Below are 22,345 nucleotides of genomic sequence, written 5' to 3'. Positions count from 1 at the left end.
AACAACAAACAGGATTGTTTATGCAACCCATTGGCGGTGGTGCCCGTAACGGCATACTTTCACTCACGATTAAAGACAAAGCTGTGCTCTACGCAGCCTATATGCCCTTCGTAAAAAACGGCGGCATGTTTATCCCCACCAGCAAAAGCTACAAGCTGGGCGACGAAGTGTTTATGTTGTTGAGCTTAATGGACGAGGCAGAAAAAATTCCGGTTGCAGGCAAGGTTGTATGGGTGACACCAAAAGGTGCGCAGGGCAACCGTGCAGCGGGGATAGGTGTGCAGTTTAGCGATCAGGATAATACCGCCATCAACAAAATCGAAACCTATCTAGCCGGTATGCTCAACTCAGACAAACCTACCCATACCATGTAAAACGCCCATATCATGTAATGAGTGCAGCATGTAAAATTCGCACCACTGAGTGTTTACACAGCCAGGTCATTCCTGGCTTTGTTGTTTTTGTAGCCGATATTTTGGAAATTCCCTATGTTGATCGATTCCCACTGCCATCTTGATCGAATCAAACTTGACCCTTACAACGGTGATTTGAGCGCTGCGATTGCTGCCGCCCATGAGCGCGGTATTCAGCAAATGCTATGTATTGGCATCAGCTTGGAAAATATCCAAACCGTAATCGATATTGCCCAAGCGCACCCGCGCGTAGTGGCCTCTGTTGGTGTACATCCCTGCGATGTGAAAGAGGGCGCAGCGACCGAAGCCCAGTTAATGAATTGGGCTGCGCAGCCCAAGGTTGTCGCCTTGGGCGAAACCGGCTTGGACTATCACTACGAAACTGAAAGCAAAGATATTCAGCATGAAAGTTTTGCGCTGCATTTAAGCGTTGGCAAGCAAATCGGTCTGCCGGTGGTGGTGCATACACGCGAGGCCAAAGCCGATACATTAATGTTGATCAAAGAGCACGGCAGTTTGGAAAGTAGTGGTGTGTTGCACTGCTTTACTGAAGATTGGGATATGGCCAAAGCGGCGCTGGATTTGAATTACTACATTTCTATTTCCGGTATCGTCACCTTCAAAAATGCCGAACAGATTCGTGATGTGGTGCGCAATATGCCAATTGATCGATTGTTGGTAGAGACAGATTCACCATACCTTGCGCCCATTCCTTATCGCGGCAAACCGAATGAACCGAAATATGTGCGTGAAGTGGCGCAGTTTGTAGCCGATGTGCGTGGAATCCCGCTCGAAGAACTTGCCGAAAAAACCACCGAAAACTTTTACCGCTTATTTAGCAAAGCAAAACAATATCTCCCTCAGTAAGGTTGGAACATATGTCTGCACAAGCCCAGCAAATAAAAATCATGCTCGAATTACAGGATGCAATGAACACCAAGGTAACGGCGAATTGGCAGCAACAAGGTTATGAATGGTACCGCGCGATTTGGGTTGAGTGTGCCGAGTTGATGGATCACTACGGCTGGAAGTGGTGGAAAAAACAATCGCCGGATACCGAGCAGGTTGCACTGGAGTTGATCGACATTTGGCACTTTGGTTTAAGTATCGAACTGCAATCAGGCACTGCTTTGGATGACATCATCGTCAAAATCCAGCGTGAATTGACTATCGCGACTGATGAAAAAGATTTCCGTCTCGATCTGGAAAAATTTGTCGCAGCTACTTTAAGTGATCGCCAGTTTCATATCGGATTATTTGCGCGCTTGATGGCGGGAATTGGTATGAGCTTTGAGCAGTTGTATCGCGGTTATGTGGGCAAAAATGTGCTGAATTTTTTCCGTCAGGATCACGGCTATAAAGATGGCTCTTATCGCAAACATTGGCACGATGGCCGTGAAGATAACGAGCATTTGGTTGAAGCGGTGCAGAGCCTTGATGCCACCAAGCCTGAATTCAAAGATGAACTCTACCAAGCACTTTTAACTCGATATACGAAATAAAAGTGCCTGAATTTACATCTTAAAGTTCTACCATCTTTAAGAAATTCATCACAGGCTTAAGTATTGTTTGAAACCAAACAGATTAAACTTCCTCCTATTTACTAGAGTGTTAGTAAGTAGGAGGGAATTTATATGCAACAAACCATTCAAAAACGTCAAGTTGACGTTGCCATCATAGGCGCGGGCACAGCAGGTTTAAGTGCCTATAACGCCGCTAAACACTATACCGATAACTTACTTCTGATTGAGGCGAAAACCTTTGGTACTACCTGTGCCAGAGTAGGTTGCATGCCGAGTAAACTGCTAATTGCTGCCGCTGATTATGCACATCACGGCAAATCAGGTGACGTTTTTGGTGTCACCTATGCCGCGCCAGAAATCAACGGTGTTGCAGTGATGGAGCGTGTGCGCCGTGAGCGCGATAGATTTGTCGCTTCGGTGATTAAAACGGTGGACGAGTTTCCGCCGGAAAACAAATTGCTGGGGCGCGCGAAATTTCAATCGCGGTCGGTATTGATTGTCACCCAGCAGGACGGTACTGAAATTGAAGTCAGCGCCAAGCGCATCGTAATTGCGACAGGTTCGTCGCCAGTTATTCCTGATTCCCTAAAAGCGGCGGCGCCACATTTGGTGGTGAGCGATGATGTATTCGAATGGCGAGATTTGCCTAAGTCGGTGGCAATTTTTGGCCCGGGTGTGATTGGTTTGGAGTTGGGGCAAGCGATGAGCCGCTTGGGTGTAAGAGTTGCGGTGTTCGGGAAAAGCGGTGCTTTGGCGGCGATTAAAGACCCGTCGATCTGCGAATATGCCGACATGGAATTCAACCGCGAGTTTTATCTCGATCTCAAAGCCAATATCGAAGATATTCAATCTGAAAAAGACGGAGTAGCGATTCGCTATGCTCACCGCCAGAAAGGCGTAATCACCGAAAAGTTCGACTACGTATTAGCGACTACCGGGCGTCGCCCGAATATTGATGGGTTAAATATCGAGAGTGCTGATCTATCGCTAAACAACGACGGCATTCCTTATTACAACCGCTATACCGGCCAGTGCGGCAGCTCGCCGATTTATATTGCTGGTGATGCCTCTTCGGACGTGCCTTTGCTGCACGAGGCGGTAGATGAAGGTCGTATTGCTGGAGGCAATGCGGCGCGAACGCTGCGCAACCCTGATGATATTCGTGCCGGTGTGCGCCGGACGCCGCTCAGTGTGGTGTTTACCGACCCGCAAATAGCCAGCGTTGGTCAAAGTTTGGAAGAGATCAGACGCGGGTGTACCGACTGCTACGCAATCGGCGAAGTTAGTTATGAAAAGCAGGGTCGGGCGCAGGTCATCAATAAAAATCGCGGCTTGTTGCGTATTTATGCGGAGCAGGGCACGGGGTTGTTATTAGGTGCGGAAATGTTTGGCCCAGCAGCTGAACATATCGCGCACCAATTGGCTTGGGTTATCCAGCTTCGGCTGACTGTGCAGCAGGTTTTGGATTTACCCTTTTATCACCCCGTATTAGAGGAGGGGGTTCGCACCGCATTGCGCGATTTGAATCGTAAGCTGCGGTTGGGTGTAATCAGTGAAAATACCTGTTTGGATTGTGGGCCTGGCGCTTAATTTAACTGGGTTTCATCAGTTGGGAATGATGAGCCATCGGCAATCACCAATAGCTCGATAAGTTCTGGCTGCTTCGGGGCGATGTTTGTTGTAGCTATTAGCGGATCAATTAGTATCGGGTCACTGATTGAATCAACCATCGAATCAGTCATCGGTTCCAGAGTCGATACAGATGCTGACTCAGCGAGTATTGCCGGCTCAGTAATCAGGATTGCCTGATCAGCATGGAGCACCTCTGCAACCCAGATTGGCTCCGGTACTAGTGCCGCTTCCGGCAGAACGATCGGCGGCAATCCAAACACAGCTCTGGCGCGAGTGCAGGTATCATTAATGCTGCCATCGTCATTCCAGATATCAAAATCCCGGCAAGTGCTTGAGCGCTGCTCATAGATGTTGCAGGAAACATGTTCACCGGGGGTTCCTACCAGCGCGATGCAGCGCACCGGATTCTTTTCGGTACCTTTCATGCACGCATGATGAGGGCTTACCTGAAGGGTCAGCTCATCGGGAATACTTCCTCCGGCACTCTGGCATTCGCCCCAATAAAAAGACACACGGAAGTTCGCGCAGCAAGCGCCGCAAGTTAGGCAAGGGGATTCGGATGACATGTGGCCTCAGAACGAGGAAAGGTGGTTGGGGGGATGTTGTCGTCGAGCTGCGCGATTTTGCTCTATCCGATGCAAAATTCAAGATGGCGTCAAAAATTTAGTTTGCGCGGTGCATTTTTCATTGGTGGGGTTTAGGTTGTAAGCGTAAATAGCCAGTCAATTGTGCGAATTCCTCTCATTAAGTCTTCATCAAGTCGCATTCTTGGGGTGAATTTTCTGCCCAAATGCCTATAATGCTCGCCCGTCTTACTAGTAAAACCCTGGCACACAATGCCGAACTTTCGTTTCCTTCCAATATCACCCGAATAAATGGAGTCTCATCGTGAAAGCACCTGTAAGAGTTACCGTCACTGGCGCCGCAGGCCAAATCAGCTACTCATTGTTGTTCCGCATTGCTGCTGGCGACATGTTGGGTAAAGACCAACCAGTAATCCTGCAATTGCTCGAAATTACCCCAGCTCTGAAAGCGCTGCAAGGTGTAGCAATGGAATTGGATGACTGCGCATTCCCATTGTTGGCGGGCATTGTGACTACCGATGATCCTGCTGTCGCTTTCAAAGATACCGATTACGCATTGCTGGTTGGCGCGCGTCCACGCGGCCCAGGCATGGAGCGTAAAGACCTGCTGGCTGCTAACGCCGCTATCTTCTCTGTTCAAGGTAAAGCGATTGATGACTACGCATCACGCGACATCAAAGTATTGGTAGTTGGTAACCCAGCAAACACCAACGCGCTGATCGCTCAACGCAACGCACCAAACATCAACCCACGTCAATTCACTGCAATGACCCGTTTGGATCACAACCGTGCGTTGTCACAGTTGGCGACCAAAACTGGCACCAGCATCAACAACATCACCAAAGCACTGATCTGGGGTAACCACTCATCTACCCAATACCCAGACCTGCACAACACTTTGGTTGATGGCAAGCCAGCACTGAGCTTGGTTGATCAAGCGTGGTACGAAGCAGATTACATCCCAACTGTACAACAACGCGGTGCTGCAATCATTGCTGCTCGTGGTGCTTCTTCTGCTGCATCTGCTGCTAACGCTGCATTGAACCACATGCGTGATTGGGCACTGGGTACTCCAGCAAACGATTGGACCAGCATGGGCGTTTACAGCGATGGCTCATACGGCATCGAAAAAGGCCTGATCTACTCATTCCCATGCGTATGCAAAAACGGCGATTGGGAAATCGTACAAGGCGTTGAAATCAATGAATTCTCACGCGCTCGTATGACCGCTACTGAGAAAGAATTGCAAGAAGAGCGCGACGCAGTAAAAGAATTGTTGCCTGCGTAACTTGTTTTTTTAGCTTGTAATAAAAAGCCAGAGATTTGCGAAAATCTCTGGCTTTTTTGTATTTTGTTATCTGTTCTATCTAAATTTACGCTTGCTTGGAAGAACTGAAAGCGATTAGTTCTTAGCGCTGAGATAAATAGTAAGTTCTTGACCTGGATGAATGTAGCTTTCGTTTTTCACTTTATTCCAAGCCAAGAGATCTTTTTTAGATACATCAAATTGATTAGCGATTTTGAGCAGGGTGTCGCCACTCTTAATTTCATAGGTGATTTTGTTGTCGGCGGTTTGCGTGGCGGTTTTGTTCATCACTAATAATTTTTGCCCCGGCTTTAGGGTGGCATTGCTCGCCAACTGATTCCATTTCAACAAATTCTTCACGCTGGTGCCGTGCTTTTTGGCGATAGTCCAAAAGCTGTCGCCCGATTTCACTGTGTAATAAGTGCCAGTGTTCTTTTGATTGCGTTGAGCGATTTCTTGCTCCGCTTGGACAGCATAAGGCGAGTTCAACGGCGCCTGACCGGGAATGCTCAAACGTTGACCAACGCGCAGCTGGGTGGATTTCATCCCGTTGGCGGATTGAATCGCTGCCACACTGGTGCCGTAGCGTTTAGCGATTGCGCCCAAGGTATCGCCTGATTTCACTTTGTAGTCGCCAGCAATTTGTATTGGGGCAACCTTGGGTAGTTTGTCGAGGTTCAGTTTGAAGTTGGTTGCATCGGCCACTGGAACCAGAATTTGATGTGGGCCTGTGGGGTCAGTTGTCCAGCGTTGATAACCGGCATTCAGATTGCGCAGTTCCTTGGGGTCAATTTGCGACATGCGTGCGGCTTGAGCAAGGTCAATGGCTGAGCTGACGTTGACACTGGTGAAGTAGGGGTTGTTGTCGATTTCTTGCAGTTCCAAGTCGTATTTAGCTGGGTCAGCAATCACTTTAGATAGTGCGACAAGTTGTGGAACATAGGAGCGGGTTTGTTGTGATAAGGGTAGAGACCAGAAATCAGTCCCTTTACCTTGCTTGCGGTTTTTATCAATCGCGCGGCGGATGGTGCCTTCGCCAGCGTTGTAGGCAGCGATACTTAACAACCAATCGCCATCAAACATAGTATTCAGTCGCTTTAGATAGCGGACGGCGGCATCGGTAGAGGCAACCAAATCGCGGCGCCCGTCATACCAGTGGTTTTGTTTTAAACCAAAATTGCTCGCTGTGCGAGGCATAAACTGCCAAAAGCCTCCTGCTTTGCTCGGTGATACGGCAAATGGATTGTATGCACTTTCTACAATAGGCAAGAGCGCCAGCTCTGAAGGAAGATCATTTTTACGCAGCTCGCTTGCAACGTAATAAAGGTAGGGCTTACTTTGCTCTGTGATGCGGTCAAGATAGCGTTGATTATTGGAAAGCCAGCGTAAGTTTTTATCGACCTTAGCGTCCCCGATTGCGGGAAAACCATAGCCATCAACAATTTCTTCCCACAGGTTACCGTAGTCTTCGCTGTGGTCGTGGCTTTGTTTTTTCTTGGCAGCTATTTTTTCTGCGGAGGGGGACTCTATTGTGGCAGTGCTGATTTCTGGTTCTTCTGCCTTTTTAGTTGTACTACAGCCTGCGAGTGCGATGAGCCAGGCTATACAAATGAATGGCACCAGCGGGAAGCGGTTTTGATGGTTCATAGGGTCACTTTCAAGGTTACTTTTCCACGTTGCTGTTCCTGCATTTCCAACAATGCGTGTTCAGTTTTGACGTGGAAAATCCGGTTGATTTTGGCCTTCATTATTCTGTCATTAGGATTTTTATCCTAATTATGATGACAAATAACGGCTGTTTAGTGATTGCCTCTGCGCTCCCTGGGGCTGAGGATCCCGGATTCTAGGTGCAGGCGTCGCTTGGGTCAACGCTTAATTCGGAATAACAAGAACCGTTCACAGCCTGAATGAGAGCTGGTCGGGAGTTCAAAAATGTTGCTTTCCGGTTCAGTTTGGCCAGCTATCTTTTATTGAGCGCAGCGCACCAAAGACTTTTGCAGGGGTGTCCAAGGCATCTTCTGTCATCTGTTCAGCGAAGATTTTGATGCCAGCTTGTTGACAGCGCAAAAATGGATTTGTTCGTTTTTCCAACACAATAGAAGAGGGGAGGGTGATCTTGCCCTGCTGGCGGGTTTGTTTTACTTGTTCAAAGCGCTCTCTTAATTCCAAATTGTCCGGCTCTACCGCTACGGCAAATGCCAGATTGGCTTGAGTATATTCATGGGCGCAGTAGATTAAGGTTTCGTCGGGCAGCGATGCGAGTCGCACTAACGAATCCCACATGATTTCGGCGGTGCCATCAAACCGCCGACCGCAACCGCCGGCAAATAACGCATCACCACAAAAAAGGATTGGTGCTGCCAAATTAGGGGCATCGCTAAAATATGCAATGTGCTCCCATGTGTGACCGGGCACGGCAATAATGTTGAAGTGAATACCTTCCAGTTGGAGTTGGTCTTTGTCTTTAAGTGCATGAGTTATTTGCGGGATAAGTTCTGAGTCAGGCCCATAAACGGGTACCGACCAATGTTCTAACAGGCTATTGATGCCGCCCGTGTGATCGCGGTGGCGGTGGGTGATTAAAATTCCGGCGAGTTGTAATTGCTGCTGTTGAAGATGATTAATAACCGGTGCGGCATCACCCGGATCAACGACATAGACTTTTTTTGATGTTTCATCAGGCTGAATTATCCAGAAATAATTGCTGTCGAGGGCAGGTATAGGAGTAATTGTCAGCACGGTGATACCTCATTAAAAATGGCACTCTATTCTACGCTGTCTTAATTAGGGGTTAGTGTAATTTACGGTTTGTTCTTGCGTTAGCTTAGTCCGCGGCTTATTAATGTCTGGCGTGCAAAATCCGGTAGTGAGCGACGAGGTCAAAAAATGAACTCCAAATTGATGAAAACACCGCATCGGTTAATGATCCGTTTTTCTGCCATTTGGAAAAAGCATTTTGGTGTTTTGCCGATGCGTGAGTCCATCGCAGATTTAACACCTTGGTTTGAGTCACCACTTGGGCGGGCGCTGTTGGAGGAGGAGCAAGCCGCGGTATCTGAGGGCTTGCAGTGTGTGTTTGGCTATCAACTATTGCAGCTCGGCGTCAGTGGGCGATTGGATCTAACGGCAGAAAGCCGCATCTCACATCGATTTATATTGCACTCGCAGCTAGAGGATAGCACCCACAAATCCCAGCAGCGCCTTGGTGCGCTGTCGGATTTTAACCATCTCCCGCTCGCTGCAGAATCTATCGATGCGGTATTACTGCATCACAGTCTTGATTACAGCCAAAGTCCTCATCATCAATTGCGTGAAGCAACACGGATTATTATCCCCAAAGGCCATCTGCTTATTGTCGGCTTTAACCCTTGGAGCCCTTGGGGTGTTTGGGCGAGCCTTGCGCGGATTTTTAATTCCCGCCCGCGCTGGCGCTTTCAATATTTACGCTTGGGGCGCCTTTTGGATTGGTTAACCCTGTTGGATATGGAACCCATTGCGATTCACAAAGGTTTTTTTCGCCCTCCATTACCGCAAGAAGGCGCGATTAAACATTTGCATTGGATGGAGCGCTGGAGTAAAAGGCTGCACTTGCCTTGGGGGGGCTTTTATATGGTGGTCGCGCGTAAGGATCACATCCCGCTCACGCCAGTTAAACCCGATTGGCGAAAATATCACCCGCTGCGTGGTTTAGCGGTAACCAGAATTGTTGGCCCGGCTCCCGGATTGCGCCTGCATTCTTTATCGCCTGGCGCAAATACACTCAACAACAAGATTTAACATTAAGGTTTGGACTCATGCGTCAAATCGTACTGGATACGGAAACAACCGGCCTTGAAACCAGCCAAGGGCACCGGATTATTGAAATCGGCTGCGTTGAGCTGGTCAATCGTCGTTTAACCGGGCGTCATTACCATCAATATATTAAGCCAGAGCGTGAAATCGACGCGGGCGCGCAAGCGGTGCACGGCATTAGCAATGCAATGCTGGAAGATAAACCTGTATTTGCACGTATCGCCGATGAATTTTTAGCCTTTGTGGGCGATGCGGAATTAGTCATCCATAATGCGGCGTTTGATATCGGCTTTATCAATCATGAAATGAATATGCTGCGCCCGGGTTATGGCAGCATCGCCGATCGCTGCCATGTGGTGGATACACTATTAATGGCGCGCGCCAAGCATCCCGGCCAAAAGAACAATCTGGATGCGCTCTGTAAACGCTACGGAGTCGATAACTCCCAGCGTGAATTGCACGGCGCATTGCTCGATGCGGAAATCCTTGCCGACGTCTATCTATTAATGACGGGCGGCCAAACAGCATTATCGCTGGGTGGCAATCAGGCCAATAGCGAAGAGGGCGGTGGGCAAGAAGCCATTCGCCGTGTGTCACCCAATCGCAAACCACTGCCGGTGATTATGGCGACTGAAGCAGAACTGGAATTGCATAGCCAAAAGCTGACCGCTATCGCCAAAAGCAGCGGCGACAACTGTGTTTGGCTGCGCGAGTAAGTCTGTATAAATGAAGGTTTTTATTGTTGGATGAAGTACTGGTTGAAAAAATGAACAAGTGAGAGATGCTTGGCAAACTCCTTTCGCTGGTTGGCTTATTTGCGTGCCAGCGGTGAAATAACGCCAAACATGGTATAGAGTCAATGTGATCTCGAATGAGCTAAGGCTGATGCATTTCCCTGTATCGGCCTTGCCCCGTTAAAAATAAACGCCAGGATGTAATTGTGAGCACAACAGAAACCTTAAATCTCGCCTCTCTTAAAATGGTTCAAGACGAACTGGTTGCGACTATTGAGCAATCAGCAATCCGTTTGGAGCAGTTCTCGCATGACCGCAACAATGGCGAGTTATTGCAAAACTGTATCGATGGAATCAAGCAGATCCGTGGCATTCTTAGCTTGATTCAACTGCGCGGCGTAGATTTGTTGGCCGATGAACTGGTCACTCACATCACCGATATCACCTTGGGTGAAGATGAAAAAACAGATGCAAAGCTGGAGTTGCTGACTTCCAGCTTTTTTATCCTGCCACGCTATTTGGAATATTGCACACAAACCGCACGCAGCATGCCGATGCTGTTAATCCCTCATATCAATGAGCTGCGCATGACGCGCAAAGCGGCGCCGCTGCCAGAAAGCTTTTTCTATAGTTTGTCTGCGATCAAAGCAAATCGTGAATTGGTTGCCGCTCAGCAATTGCCGGAAGACTTGGTGACCTTGGTGCGCCGTTTGCGCCACATGTATCAAACGGCGCTATTAAATGTGCTGAAAAACGTTCAGCCAAAAGCATCATTGGGGATGATGACGCGCGCATTGCAGCGATTGGAAGTTGCCGCAGCAGGCAGCCCTCTGAGCAATTTTTGGTGGCTGAGTGGAGCAACTTTAGCGGCGATAGCAGAAAAAAATATGCGCCTTACCAAAAGCCGTAAAATGCTCTTGAGCGGGATTGAACGTGAGATCAAACGCTTTCAATTTGAGGGTAGTGCGGTACTTGCGCGTGAGGTTGATTCAGCGCTGCAAAAAGAATTGCTTTATTTATTGGCACTGTCCCATTCCGATCAAGATAAAACCCAAACGGTTTTGTCGGCTTATGGTGTGCCATCGTTAAACTACACCGAAGCTGAACTTGCGCGCGAAATGGAGTTCCTGAACGGCCCTAGCGCAAATACCATCAGTTCTATGGTGGCGGTATTAACCGATGAGTTACACAGCACCAAAAATATTCTTGAACGTGCAGCTCAAGGGGGCGCAGAGCTTTTGAGTGAGTCGCCCGAGCTATTGGAAACACTCAAAAAAGTGGCTGATATTTTATCGATTGTGGGCTTGGTTGCGCCGAGTAACAGTCTCAAGCAAGAGATCGACAAGATCGCACAATGGCAAGCAAATCACAGCCCGGTAACTGCAGATGAGCTACTGGTTGTTGCGGATACTCTTCTCTATGTAGAGAGCACAATTGCCGGATTAAACAACGCTAACCTGTCGGATGAAAAAGTCGCGCAGATCAATGCGCTCTCACGCGATGCGGCTATGGCAAATAACCAAATTGCAGAAGCTGAAAAAATTGTAATCGATGAAGCGGAAGCCGGTTTGGCAATGGTCAAGCGCGCATTAACTGCTTTTGCAGAGTCCAATTACGACAAAGGGCATATCCGCAACATTCCGGGAATTCTGGATTCAGTGCGTGGCGGTATGTTTGTACTTGGTTTGCCGCGCGCTGCCAAAGTCCTCGCAGGTTGTATGCGTTTTGTTGAAGAAGATTTATTGGCGTCCGATCAGCATCCCGCCGTGCAGCATCTTCTGGAAACGTTTGCCGATGCAGTAATCAGTCTTGAGTATTACCTTGATGCGATCAAGCTGGATAAAGCGGCCGATACCAGTGTATTGCAGATTGCTGAAGAGAGTCTGCAAGCCTTGGGTTTTAATGTGTAATTATGTCCTTTCGTTTTGATCTGGCTTCATTTGAATTTCATGCTTCAGTTGTAGCGCCGGTTGTTTCTCGCAACCGGCGTTTTATTATCGTCGGCACTTCGCCCAACTATCGTAGTGATCAGCTTCTTTGTGATGCGGAAGGGTATCTATTCCTTGCGCAAGAGTCACATTTGTTTAGCCTTAAGTCGGAAGCTACTAGCGAACACTATTTAGGTGTGCTGAATGGCGAAGATTTGTGGGTTAGAGTGTTCGCTGAGGCTGCACTGCCGGAAACTTATCAATGGCGTGGGCTGAGATCACAATTGGAGCTGTTATCACCCGAGGCTTTTCAATTAGCTGGGCGCGCACTGCAAATAGCTCAATGGTTTTATGATCATCGTTTTTGTGGGCGCTGTGGGCAAAAAACCACACAAGATCATATCGACCGCGCCAAGGTTTGCATCCCTTGCGATCTACGCTTTTATCCAAGGTTGTCGCCTTGCATGATTGTGTTAGTAACGCGCGGTGACGAGCTTTTGCTTGCGCATCATCAGCGCGCCTCGCGTGTTATGTACTCAACACTGGCCGGTTTTGTAGAAGCGGGTGAGAGCGTGGAAGACTGCGTAAAGCGAGAGGTAATGGAAGAAGTCGGTATTCGTGTTGATAAATTGGAATACTTTCGCAGTCAACCTTGGCCATTTCCTGGTCAGTTAATGCTCGGTTTTTTTGCCGAATACGCAGCGGGTGAGATTCAGATCGACCCCACTGAAATTGTGGATGCGAAATGGTTCCGTTACGATCAGTTGCCTCAGACGCCAGCACCCGCTAGTGTAGCGGGGCAATTGATTGCGCATTACGTGAAACATATGCATCAACTTCATAAACAATAACAAGCGGTTAACACAGGTAGGACATTCATGATTTTTACCTTACTGGCGATTTTTATTGGGCTAATTGCTGTTTTTCTGGCGTACAAAGCAGTTAATTTGCTTTGGAAAAACTCCTGGTTTGTGGGGTTTTGCCGCGGTATTTTCGGTTTGGCATTGTTAGCTGCAGGCGTTTTTGTAGCCTTAACGGCATATGATGTGTACAGCTACAAACAGGTGCTGCAAGAGCAGGTCGTTGCCACAATCAATTTTGATAAAATTGAAGATCAACATTATTTTGCCGTTCTGTCCGATAAAGACGGCAAAGAGCAGCGCGTAGAAATGCGTGGCGACCAATGGCAATTGGATGCACGCATCGTGAAGTGGGATGGCTATCTTTCTACCTTTGGCCTTAAACCAGCCTATCGATTAGAGCGTCTAAGTGGACGCTACTACGACATAGAGCAGGAAACCACTGCCAAACGCACCGCCTATACAGTGCATAATAGTTTGTATGGTGTCGATGTTTGGAAAATTTTCCACGCTAATCCTGAGTGGGTTCCTGTGGTCGATGCAGTTTATGGCTCTGCAACCTATTTGCCTATGAAGGATGGCGCTTTGTTTGAAATAAGCCTGTCTAACACCGGTTTGGTTGCCCGCCCAATAAATGAGGCTGCACGTGATGCAGTTGCAGAGTTTAATTAATCGTTTGTAATTATTTTTTATAAAAGTTGTACGGAGTTTACCCTTTGGAATTTTTAGCAGAATACGGTTTGTTTCTCGCCAAGACGCTGACATTTGTGGTGGCGATTGGTGTCATTGTTAGCCTTGTTGTTTCTATGGGCGGGCGCAATAAAAAGTCAGATAAAGGTCATATCGAAGTCACCAAACTGAATGAAAAGTTTGATCATCTGCGCGACTCATTGCGCGATGCCATGTTAGATGATGAGGAATACAAAGAGTTTGAAAAAGCTGAAAAGAAACGCCTGAAAGAAGAAAAGGCGCAAAAGAAAAAAGCGGCCAAAGAATCATCCAAAACAAAAGCAGATGCTGACGCCGATACAGCAGTTAAAAAGCGCGTTTTTGTATTGGATTTTTACGGCGACATCAAAGCCTCTGGCGTTGAATCCCTGCGTGAAGAAATTAGCACAGTGCTAACTCTTGCCAAACCTACTGATGAAGTAGTGGTAAAGGTAGAGAGTGGTGGCGGCATGGTGCATGGCTATGGTTTAGCATCAAGCCAGTTGGCGCGCATTACCAGTAAAAATATTCCGTTAACCGTGTGTGTCGATAAAGTCGCAGCCAGCGGTGGTTATATGATGGCTTGTGTCGCCAACAAAATTGTTGCCGCACCTTTTGCTATTTTGGGGTCAATTGGTGTTGTGGCGCAGCTTCCTAATTTCCATAAGATTCTCAAGAAAAATGATATTGATTATGAAATGTTTACGGCGGGTGAATACAAGCGCACTGTAACTATGTTTGGCGAGAATACTGAAAAAGGTCGCGCAAAATTCGTCGAAGAGCTGGAAGATACACATGTGCTTTTCAAAGATTTTGTTAGTGAGCATCGCCCACAAGTGGATGTTGCAAAAGTTGCTACTGGTGAGGTGTGGTTCGGTTTGCGCGCAAAAGATGTGAATCTTATTGATGAGTTACAAACCAGTGATGAATATCTATTTGCGCAAGCAGAAACTGCTGATATTTACGAAGTAGAATTTACCCACAAAAAAACGCTTCCAGAAAAGCTGGGACTTGCGGCTCAAGCAACGATTGATCGATTACTGATGACTTGGTGGGAGCGGTTGAATATGAGCCGCTGGTTTTAGTCTGATTGAAAATCTAACGGTGCCTAAGGGCACCGTTTTTTTTTGATGAATTAAAAATATATTGGAGGCTGATTATGATTTTCTCAACAACCAAATTACAAATGCCTACTGCAGATCAAGCATTGAAAGGGCGTGCTGAAGTCATGCCAGTGAATAATCAACATGCCATCAAAAATGCTCCAATTAAAGCTCCCTTTCCTGAAAATATGGAAAAGATAGTGTTTGGTCTTGGATGTTTCTGGGGCGCGGAGCGTAAGTTCTGGCAACAGGATGGTGTTTATACAACGGCGGTTGGTTATTCAGCAGGTTTTACCCTTAATCCGACTTATGAAGAGGTATGTTCAGGGTTAACGGGGCACAATGAGGTTGTATTGGTAGTTTTTGATCCGACCAAAATATCATTGAATACTTTATTGAAAGTCTTCTGGGAATCGCATAACCCGACACAAGGAATGCGCCAAGGGAATGACCGTGGAACCCAATATCGATCAGGAATTTACTATTTCACTGAATCCCAGCGGGGACTGGCAGAGCAATCAAAGGCAATTTATCAAACAGGTTTAGATGAGAAAAATCTTGGTGAGATAACAACAGAAATCTTACCTGCTGGTGAATTTTATTATGCAGAAACCTATCATCAGCAATACTTGCACAAAAATCCGGGTGGTTACTGCGGGCTAGGTGGAACAGGTGTTTGCTACTCAGTCGATACTTAATGTATATCTCTAAAGTGCTGGGGAGTTAGTCATTAGTTGTATTTGATCACTGTGTTTTAGCTTGGTTGTAAGTGAGCGACAATAATTTAAGAACGCAATTACTGCCGGTGTTTGATAACGGCTTTTGTGCCAGACGAACATAAATTGGCGGCGCAAGTCGAGCATCGGCATCTTTATTTCAACCAAACTTCCACGCTTAAAGCCATCGCGCACTGCGAGCCGTGAAATACAGCCAATTCCCAATCCTGATTCCACCGCGCGTTTGATCGCTTCTGTATGTTCTAACTCCATGCGAATTTTTAATTCAGGTAAATGATGGCGCAATGCTTGATCGAATGTTTCGCGCGTACCTGAACCTTGCTCACGCAAAATCCAATTGGCCGTTAATAGTTGCTCAATACTAACTGATGCTAGTTGTGCAAGTGGATGAGTGGGTGCACAAAAAATCGCAAGTTCGTCTTCAATCCATGCTTCTGTTTGCAATTCAGGATGATGACAACTGCCTTCAATCAATCCCAAATCCAATTCGTAACCTGCGATTTGTTGCAAAATTGCCTGAGTGTTTTTTACTTGTAGATCGACATGGCAATCGGGATACGCTTGCATAAATTCGCTGATGATCATAATCGCCAGATAATTACCGATTGTCAGAGTTGCACCGACATTCAAATTACCTAACGCAGATTTCCCTTCCAATAAATGTTGTATTTCTGTTGCTTGAGTGAGCAGGCTGCTTGCAACTGGCAAAAGGGTTTTACCTAAAGCGTTTAGTTTGAGTAATTTTCCGTGTCGATCAAATAACTGGCAATCAAATTGGCGTTCCAACTCGGCAAGTGCAGTGCTTGCAGCTGATTGAGATAAAGCAACTACTTCTGCCGCACGGGATACATTTCCCGTGCGCGCGATGGCAACAAAAATTTCCAGTTGGCGAAGTGTGTATCTCATATCGTTCTACCGGTTAGAACAGCTTTTGACAATTACTTTTCAACATTGCCTGCATGCAAACCGCATTCTTTTTTGGTGGCTTCTTCCCACCACCAGCGGCCTTCACGCTCGTGTTGTCCGGGTGCGATAGGGCGAGTACATGGCTCACAGCCGATAGAAACAAATCCGCGTTCATGTAACTCGTTATAAGGGACTTCGCACATGCGAATGTAATCCCATACTTCTTTTGATGACCAGTTGGAGAGCGGATTAAACTTGGTAAGTTTTTCACCAGGGCGAGCAAATAATTTATCGTCTTGAATGACTGGAATATCAGAACGGGTAGGGCTTTGATCTTTACGTTGCCCGGTAATCCATGCATCTACCGTAAGTAATTTTTTACGCAGCGGCTCAATTTTGCGTATCCCGCAGCACTCTTTATGGTCGTCCTCATAAAAGCTGAAGAGGCCTTTTTCTTGCACCAGCTTGCGCACTGCGTCGCCATCCGGGGAAATCACATCAATCTTGATGCCGTAGTGTTTGCGCACTTTTTCGATGAAACGATAAGTCTCCGCATGCAAACGTCCGGTATCGAGGCAAAACACCGGAACATCTGGGCGATAATTGCGAGCCATTTCAATCAGAACAACATCTTCAGCACCACTGAATGAGATGGCGATATTGTCGAATTGATTCAGGGCGTATTTGATGATTTTCTGTGGGCTTTCCTGTTGGAATTTGGCATCCAGGTCGATGAGGTCTATCAGCTTGTCGGTCATAACGGCTACTCACGGGAATCTGTAATAAATATGTGCAAAGGATACCAGAGGCGGGTATCCAGCCCAAGCAATACGTCTGCTATGGGTTTGCTTTAGCGGGGTAAAACGGGTAGATTGCCGCCACTCTTTTTCGCTATTCCGCTTAATTATTAACCGCTTTGGAGGCCGCTGTGGAAATTGCATGTCTTGATCTGGAAGGTGTATTGGTTCCTGAAATTTGGATTGAATTCGCAAAAGTTACCGGTATTGAAGAGCTGAAAGCTACCACTCGTGACATCCCGGATTACGATGTATTAATGAAGCAACGCCTTCGTATTTTGGAAGAGCACAAGCTTGGCCTGAAAGAAATTCAAGATGTAATCGCGACACTCAAGCCACTTGATGGCGCAGTTGAATTTGTAGATTGGTTGCGCGAGCGTTTTCAGGTAATCATCCTCTCCGACACTTTTTACGAATTCTCTCAACCGTTGATGCGTCAATTAGGCTTCCCAACCTTGATGTGTCATCGTTTGAATATTGATGAGCGTGGCATGGTTTCGGGCTACACCCTACGCCAGAAAGATCCAAAACGCCAATCAGTATTAGCACTGAAAACTCTGTACTACCGCATTATTGCAGCTGGTGATTCTTACAACGACACCACTATGTTGGGTGAGGCTGATCAAGGCATTCTGTTCCACGCTCCACAAAATGTGATCGAACAATTCCCGCAATTCCCGGCTGTTCACACGTATGAAGATCTGAAAAAAGAATTCATCAAGGCGAGTAATCGTGAGTTGAGTTTGTAATTTACTTCGTCGACTCAATGTGCGTTTTGTTAATATGTAAATTTAAGAAAACTTATCCTTTGTTACGCAAAAGCATGCAGAGGATAAGTTTACAACTTGATCTGCTTTCTGCTTTACTTCGCTTGCTTCGCCACTACCCATAAAACAAATGCCATTCAGGCAAATAATAAAGCTCTGAGAACCTCTCAACGTTTCCTAATGACGATAACTCCCATGTTTACGGAGTGAATAGAGGTAATCACCAATGGATACACCATCACAGGCTACACCCACTGTTGTTTCTGCATCGCCAGGTGGAAATTTTCTTCCGCTGGCATTGGTTGCAGGTTTGTTTTTTATTCTGGGTTTTGTCACTTGGCTTAATGGGTCATTAATGCCTTATTTGGAAGAGGTTTTGACTTTAACACCACTTGATGCCTCGCTTATTTTATTTGCGTTTTATGTATCTTCCACGCTGGTAGCGATTCCCTCAGTCTCGTTAATTGCGAAAGTTGGTTATAAAAATAGTATGGCATTAGGCTTGGTCGGTATGGCTGTGGCCGCTCTCACATTTATTCCTGCCGCAATGGCTCACACGTTTGCCTTGTTTTTATTTGCGCAATTTTTAATGGGCGCGAGCCTCACTTTGCTGCAAACAGCGGTGAATCCTTATGTGGTAAAAATTGGGCCAGAAGAATCAGCAGCCGTGCGTATTAGCGTAATGGGAATGCTGAACAAAAGTGCGGGGATAGTAGCACCAATGATGTTTACTGCACTTATTTTGTCCGGTATGAGTCATACAGGCACAACGCCAACTGAAGAAGAAAAAAGGGCAATGGCTGACAGTCTGATTTTTCCGTATATGGGTATGGCTCTTTGTATTTTGGCTGTTGCTTTAATCGTGAAATTATCATCATTGCCTGAGCTAAATTTGGATGCAGAAGATGCCGGCGAAGTTCGCGACTCGGGCTTCCACTTTAAAGAATCTCTGGCGCACCCTAATCTGGTGCTGGGTGTATTCGCGCTGATTTTATATGTAGGTGTTGAAGTGATTGCTGCAGATACGATTGGTTCCTATGGTCGCAGTATTGGTTATGAAAACTACACTTCACTCACTTCATTCACTATGACATTTATGTTGATTGGTTACGGGTTGGGAATTTCATTCATTCCTCGTCTAATTAGTCAGGCTAGCGCTCTTCTTGTATCAGCTGTATTAGGTTGTTTACTGAGTGTTGCTATTGTTCTGGGTGACAACCAATCCACTGCAATTGCAAATGTAATTCTTGTTCCATTTGGTTTGCCTGCGCTACCGGATACATTGGTTTTTATCGCAATGATGGGATTGGCTAATGCAATAGTATGGCCAGCAGTATGGCCTATGGCATTGAGTGGATTGGGTCGTTTGACAGGAACAGGTTCTGCGTTATTAGTTATGGCAATCGCAGGTGGCGGTGTTTTGCCGGTGTTGCTAAATAGCTTGGGGGCGCATGAAGAAGTTGGGCGTCAAACTGCTTATATCATTACTTTGCCTGCATACTTATTTATTCTTTTTTACGCTGCAAAAGGCCATAAAATAAAACGCTGGAAAAAATAGTTGCGAGCGTCTACATATTCACTTTAATAAAACCCTCGCATCAATACTGAATTGATGCGAGGGTTCATTTTTACACAGATTGCTTACCAAATTTTCACGCGAACCTCTTCATTGCGATACATGCCGTCGCCGGGTTTTACATCGTATGCCTCGTAAAATTCAGGCATGTTGGAGAGTGGGCCAAGCACACGATATTTGCCCGGTGAGTGTGGGCCATTGATGACTTGTACGCGCAGTGCTTCATCGCGGTATTTAATTCGCCAAACTTGTGCCCAGCCCATAAAGAAACGTTGCTCTGCAGTAAAGCCGTCAATCACTTTGCCTTTTTTTCCGGCCAGTGAATTTTGATAAGCGCGATAGGCAAGGGTGACGCCGCCTAGATCGGCAATGTTTTCACCTAAGCCCAAGGCGCCTTGTAAATGCAAATCATCGATGGGGTTGAACGCATCGTATTGATCGATCATCAATTTTGCGCGCTTGTTAAATTGAACTGCATCCTGTTCTGTCCACCAATCACGCAAGTTCCCATCGCCATCCGAATGGCGCCCTTGGTCATCAAAACCGTGAGTGAACTCATGTCCAATTACCGCGCCAATTGCACCGTAATTTACGGCATCATCGGCGTCCACATTAAAAAATGGTGGTTGTAAGATTGCAGCGGGAAACACAATTTCATTCATGCTGGAGCTGTAATACGCATTCACGGTTTGCGGCGTCATGCTCCATTCGGTGCGATCTACTGGCCAACCCAAACGATTAATATCGCGCTGGTATTCGCATTTAGCGCTGCGCTGCAAGTTGCCAATCAAATCATTGGCACTGATTTTTACACAGTCGTAGTCGCGCCATTTTTCAGGGTATCCGATTTTAGTGTTGAATTTGGCTAATTTTTCCTGCGCTTGCAATTTAGTGGCAGGGCTCATCCATTCCAATTCGTTGATTGCTTCGCTGTAGGCTACACGCAGGTTTTCAATCATTTCATCCATGCGTGCTTTTGCTTCTGGTTTGAAATACTTTTCTACATACATTTTCCCTACTAAAAAGCCCAGATTTGTTTCGGTAATGGTTGCAGCGCGTTTTTCACGTGAGCGCTGCTCTTGTAAGCCATTTAGTGTTTTACCGTAAAAACCAAAATTGGCTTCATCGAATGCACGGCTCAAATTACCGGCATTACTGTTTAAGAGATGAAAGTTTAAATATTGTTTCCAATGATCAAGCGGAATTTTTGTTTGCAGCTTGGCAAGTTCAGCAATATAGGTGGGCTGATTTACGACCAGATCAAGAATGTTGCCAAGCCCTGCGGCATTTATCAGTGCTTGCCAATCCACACCGGGCGCCAACTCCTTTAATTCTTTAACGGTCATTTTGTTATAGATGGCATTGCGGTCGCGGTTTTTTATGCGAGTCCAATGAATGGCGGCAATTTTTTTCTCAATTGCGAGAATATTTTTGGCTGATTGCTGTGTGTCAGTAAAGCCTCCTAGTTCCAGAAGTTGCGCCACATAGGATTCATATTTTTTCAGCAGCTCTTGCGAGCGAGCATCATCTTTTAAATAATATTCGCGATCAGGCAAGCCGAGGCCAGATTGCCAAATTCCCGTAATATATTGATTGGAATTTTTATCATCCTGATCAATATAAAACTCGATGGGAACACCAGTACCTTGTGCTTGCCACTCGCCCCACAGGCGCGACAACTGAAAGTAACTATTTAACTTGTCGATACGGTCAAGTTGAGGATAAAGCGGTGTTAAACCTAAATTCTCAATCTGTTTTTCATCCAGATAGGATTTATAAAGGCTCGCAATTTTGAATTCATCTGAATCCGGGTGATGTTGGGTTGCTGCCAACTCTTTAATTAAATCCAAAACCTGATTGCGCGAATTTTCACTGAGTGCATCAAAACTGCCCCAGCGCGCTTTATCAGCGGGGATCTGGGTGTTATCCACCCATTTCCCATTTACATAACTAAAAAAATCCTGCTGCGGTGCAATACTCGTATCCATGTTGGCAGGATCAATACCAGAACCTAAGGCGGTTCCAGTTTCATTTGCCGATGACTCTTGTTTCGGTGTGCTGTTATTACTGCATGAGCTAAGCCCCAGTGCGAGCGAAATACCCAATGCGATCGCGGTCATTTTTTTCATTGCGGTTTCCTTGGATTTTTTATGTGGACAATTAATTCTGTTATGTCGCCGTTGAATGATAAAAATTAAAAATCAATAAAGTGCGCGCTTAAACATGCCTAGCGCAGTTTGATAGCCCCAGAGCTGCAATTCAGCATCGTATCTGTCGCCTTCGTCACGCATAAACGCATGTACACCATTCACTTCATGCCATGTGAAGTTCACATTGTTGGCCACCAAATTAGCATAAACTTTTGCGCGCCCTTCAGGCGGAATGTGAGGGTCTTGTTTGCCCCAAATCATTTGCAGCTCGCCTTTAATTTCGTTGGTGCGAGTCAAACTTTCATTGCCGGGTTGCGATGGCGTGAGGCCAGAATGAATATCAGTTGCGTAGAAGCAGCTGGTCGCACTGATTGCTGGATTGATTGCAGCGCGATAGGCCAAACCACCACCCAAACAGAAGCCCATAGCGCCGATTTTGCCAGAGTAGTAGGGGAGGGTTTGCACGTAATCGATCATCGCCTGAGTATCGCTGTCGTGCGCTTCCAAATATTTCGCAACCTTATCGGCATTGCCTTTATCGCGGCCTGCATCGTCGTAACCTAAAACGGTGCCAATGGGATTCAGCTCATGGAATACTTCAGGGACCACCACAATAAAGCCGTGGCCTGCCATAATTTGTGCGCTGCGGCGAATGGGTGAGGTTTGTTGAAAAATTTCGGAGTAGAGGAGAATGGCGGGGAATTTTTTACCGGCGGTTTCGGCGGTATCTTTGGGATGATACACATAACAGCGCATTTCCCCAGTTGGCGTATTCAAATCGACTTGATGGTTCTGAATCAGCATTAAATTCTCCTCAAAAAATGTAATT

21 protein-coding genes are annotated in these 22,345 nt (G+C 46.5%); 14 read left to right on the top strand and 7 right to left on the bottom strand.

Features of this window, described 5'->3' with window-relative positions; genetic code table 11:
* The first annotated feature begins 20 nt into the window (after positions 1–20).
* The 4 genes from SPL68_RS08995 (at position 21) to SPL68_RS08980 (ending at position 3,526) form a co-directional block, all read left to right on the top strand.
* Positions 21–374: a PilZ domain-containing protein gene (locus SPL68_RS08995; RefSeq protein ID WP_062060497.1), complete on the top strand. Its 354-nt coding sequence runs from the start codon at positions 21–23 to the stop codon at positions 372–374.
* A 114-nt stretch (positions 375–488) separates the two neighbouring features.
* Positions 489–1,280, top strand: a complete 792-nt coding sequence (locus tag SPL68_RS08990; RefSeq protein WP_323814763.1) for a TatD family hydrolase — start codon at positions 489–491, stop codon at positions 1,278–1,280.
* An 11-nt stretch (positions 1,281–1,291) separates the two neighbouring features.
* Positions 1,292–1,915: a dUTP diphosphatase gene (locus tag SPL68_RS08985; protein ID WP_323814762.1), complete on the top strand. Its 624-nt coding sequence runs from the start codon at positions 1,292–1,294 to the stop codon at positions 1,913–1,915.
* A gap of 132 nt (positions 1,916–2,047) precedes the next feature.
* Entirely contained in the window at positions 2,048–3,526 is a 1,479-nt protein-coding gene (locus tag SPL68_RS08980) for a dihydrolipoyl dehydrogenase (protein ID WP_323814761.1), read from the top strand.
* On the opposite strand, the gene SPL68_RS08975 is transcribed toward SPL68_RS08980, so the two are convergent.
* Positions 3,523–4,134, bottom strand: a complete 612-nt coding sequence (locus SPL68_RS08975; protein ID WP_323814759.1) for a YkgJ family cysteine cluster protein — start codon at positions 4,132–4,134, stop codon at positions 3,523–3,525. The two genes, SPL68_RS08980 and SPL68_RS08975, sit on opposite strands and share 4 nt — an antisense overlap.
* 322 nt (positions 4,135–4,456) lie before the next feature.
* Between SPL68_RS08975 and SPL68_RS08970 the strand changes: the two genes are divergently transcribed.
* Positions 4,457–5,440, top strand: a complete 984-nt coding sequence (locus SPL68_RS08970) for a malate dehydrogenase (protein ID WP_323814758.1) — start codon at positions 4,457–4,459, stop codon at positions 5,438–5,440.
* Positions 5,441–5,554: 114 nt separating this feature from the next.
* Here SPL68_RS08970 and SPL68_RS08965 read toward each other — a convergent pair whose 3' ends face one another.
* Both SPL68_RS08965 and gloB read right to left on the bottom strand, forming a co-directional pair.
* Positions 5,555–7,105, bottom strand: coding sequence for a lytic transglycosylase (locus SPL68_RS08965; RefSeq protein ID WP_323814757.1), 1,551 nt, complete (start codon positions 7,103–7,105; stop codon positions 5,555–5,557).
* Between the two features lie 300 nt (positions 7,106–7,405).
* Entirely contained in the window at positions 7,406–8,197 is a 792-nt protein-coding gene (gloB, locus tag SPL68_RS08960; RefSeq protein ID WP_323814756.1) for a hydroxyacylglutathione hydrolase, read from the bottom strand.
* A 147-nt stretch (positions 8,198–8,344) separates the two neighbouring features.
* Here gloB and SPL68_RS08955 point away from each other — a divergent pair, with 147 nt between their 5' ends.
* From SPL68_RS08955 to msrA, 7 genes are all read left to right on the top strand, one after another.
* Positions 8,345–9,235, top strand: a complete 891-nt coding sequence (locus SPL68_RS08955; RefSeq protein ID WP_323814754.1) for a methyltransferase domain-containing protein — start codon at positions 8,345–8,347, stop codon at positions 9,233–9,235.
* A gap of 17 nt (positions 9,236–9,252) precedes the next feature.
* Positions 9,253–9,966, top strand: coding sequence for a DNA polymerase III subunit epsilon (gene dnaQ / locus SPL68_RS08950; RefSeq protein ID WP_323814753.1), 714 nt, complete (start codon positions 9,253–9,255; stop codon positions 9,964–9,966).
* A 224-nt stretch (positions 9,967–10,190) separates the two neighbouring features.
* Entirely contained in the window at positions 10,191–11,894 is a 1,704-nt protein-coding gene (locus SPL68_RS08945) for a pilus assembly protein (protein WP_323814752.1), read from the top strand.
* Positions 11,895–11,896: 2 nt separating this feature from the next.
* Positions 11,897–12,763, top strand: a complete 867-nt coding sequence (gene nudC, locus SPL68_RS08940; protein ID WP_323814751.1) for an NAD(+) diphosphatase — start codon at positions 11,897–11,899, stop codon at positions 12,761–12,763.
* A 27-nt stretch (positions 12,764–12,790) separates the two neighbouring features.
* A complete protein-coding gene (locus SPL68_RS08935; RefSeq protein ID WP_323814750.1) occupies positions 12,791–13,444 on the top strand; it encodes a cation/multidrug efflux pump in 654 nt (217 codons plus the stop codon).
* A gap of 44 nt (positions 13,445–13,488) precedes the next feature.
* Positions 13,489–14,565: a protease SohB gene (gene sohB / locus SPL68_RS08930; RefSeq protein ID WP_323814749.1), complete on the top strand. Its 1,077-nt coding sequence runs from the start codon at positions 13,489–13,491 to the stop codon at positions 14,563–14,565.
* Positions 14,566–14,639: 74 nt separating this feature from the next.
* Positions 14,640–15,281: a peptide-methionine (S)-S-oxide reductase MsrA gene (gene msrA, locus SPL68_RS08925; protein ID WP_323814748.1), complete on the top strand. Its 642-nt coding sequence runs from the start codon at positions 14,640–14,642 to the stop codon at positions 15,279–15,281.
* 9 nt (positions 15,282–15,290) lie between these two features.
* On the opposite strand, the gene SPL68_RS08920 is transcribed toward msrA, so the two are convergent.
* Together SPL68_RS08920 and SPL68_RS08915 are read right to left on the bottom strand one after the other, a co-directional pair.
* The gene (locus SPL68_RS08920; RefSeq protein ID WP_323814747.1) at positions 15,291–16,226 is read right to left on the bottom strand and encodes a LysR family transcriptional regulator; all 936 of its coding nucleotides are present in this window, start codon (positions 16,224–16,226) and stop codon (positions 15,291–15,293) included.
* A gap of 32 nt (positions 16,227–16,258) precedes the next feature.
* Positions 16,259–16,984, bottom strand: a complete 726-nt coding sequence (locus tag SPL68_RS08915; protein ID WP_323814746.1) for a phosphoadenylyl-sulfate reductase — start codon at positions 16,982–16,984, stop codon at positions 16,259–16,261.
* Between the two features lie 170 nt (positions 16,985–17,154).
* Here SPL68_RS08915 and thrH point away from each other — a divergent pair, with 170 nt between their 5' ends.
* Positions 17,155–17,772, top strand: coding sequence for a bifunctional phosphoserine phosphatase/homoserine phosphotransferase ThrH (gene thrH, locus SPL68_RS08910; RefSeq protein ID WP_323814745.1), 618 nt, complete (start codon positions 17,155–17,157; stop codon positions 17,770–17,772).
* Between the two features lie 244 nt (positions 17,773–18,016).
* Complete coding sequence (gene nagP, locus SPL68_RS08905) at positions 18,017–19,348, top strand: N-acetylglucosamine MFS transporter NagP (RefSeq protein ID WP_323814744.1); 1,332 nt, start codon at positions 18,017–18,019, stop codon at positions 19,346–19,348.
* A gap of 83 nt (positions 19,349–19,431) precedes the next feature.
* Here nagP and SPL68_RS08900 read toward each other — a convergent pair whose 3' ends face one another.
* Together SPL68_RS08900 and SPL68_RS08895 are read right to left on the bottom strand one after the other, a co-directional pair.
* Complete coding sequence (locus SPL68_RS08900; protein ID WP_323814743.1) at positions 19,432–21,495, bottom strand: M13 family metallopeptidase; 2,064 nt, start codon at positions 21,493–21,495, stop codon at positions 19,432–19,434.
* 72 nt (positions 21,496–21,567) lie between these two features.
* The gene (locus SPL68_RS08895; RefSeq protein ID WP_323814742.1) at positions 21,568–22,320 is read right to left on the bottom strand and encodes a dienelactone hydrolase family protein; all 753 of its coding nucleotides are present in this window, start codon (positions 22,318–22,320) and stop codon (positions 21,568–21,570) included.
* Positions 22,321–22,345: the final 25 nt, after the last annotated feature.

Source organism: Cellvibrio chitinivorans (assembly GCF_035117775.1).
Classification (GTDB): domain Bacteria; phylum Pseudomonadota; class Gammaproteobacteria; order Pseudomonadales; family Cellvibrionaceae; genus Cellvibrio; species Cellvibrio chitinivorans.
Note: the sequence above shows the minus strand (reverse complement) of the source record. Positions and strands in the feature narration are given on the sequence as shown.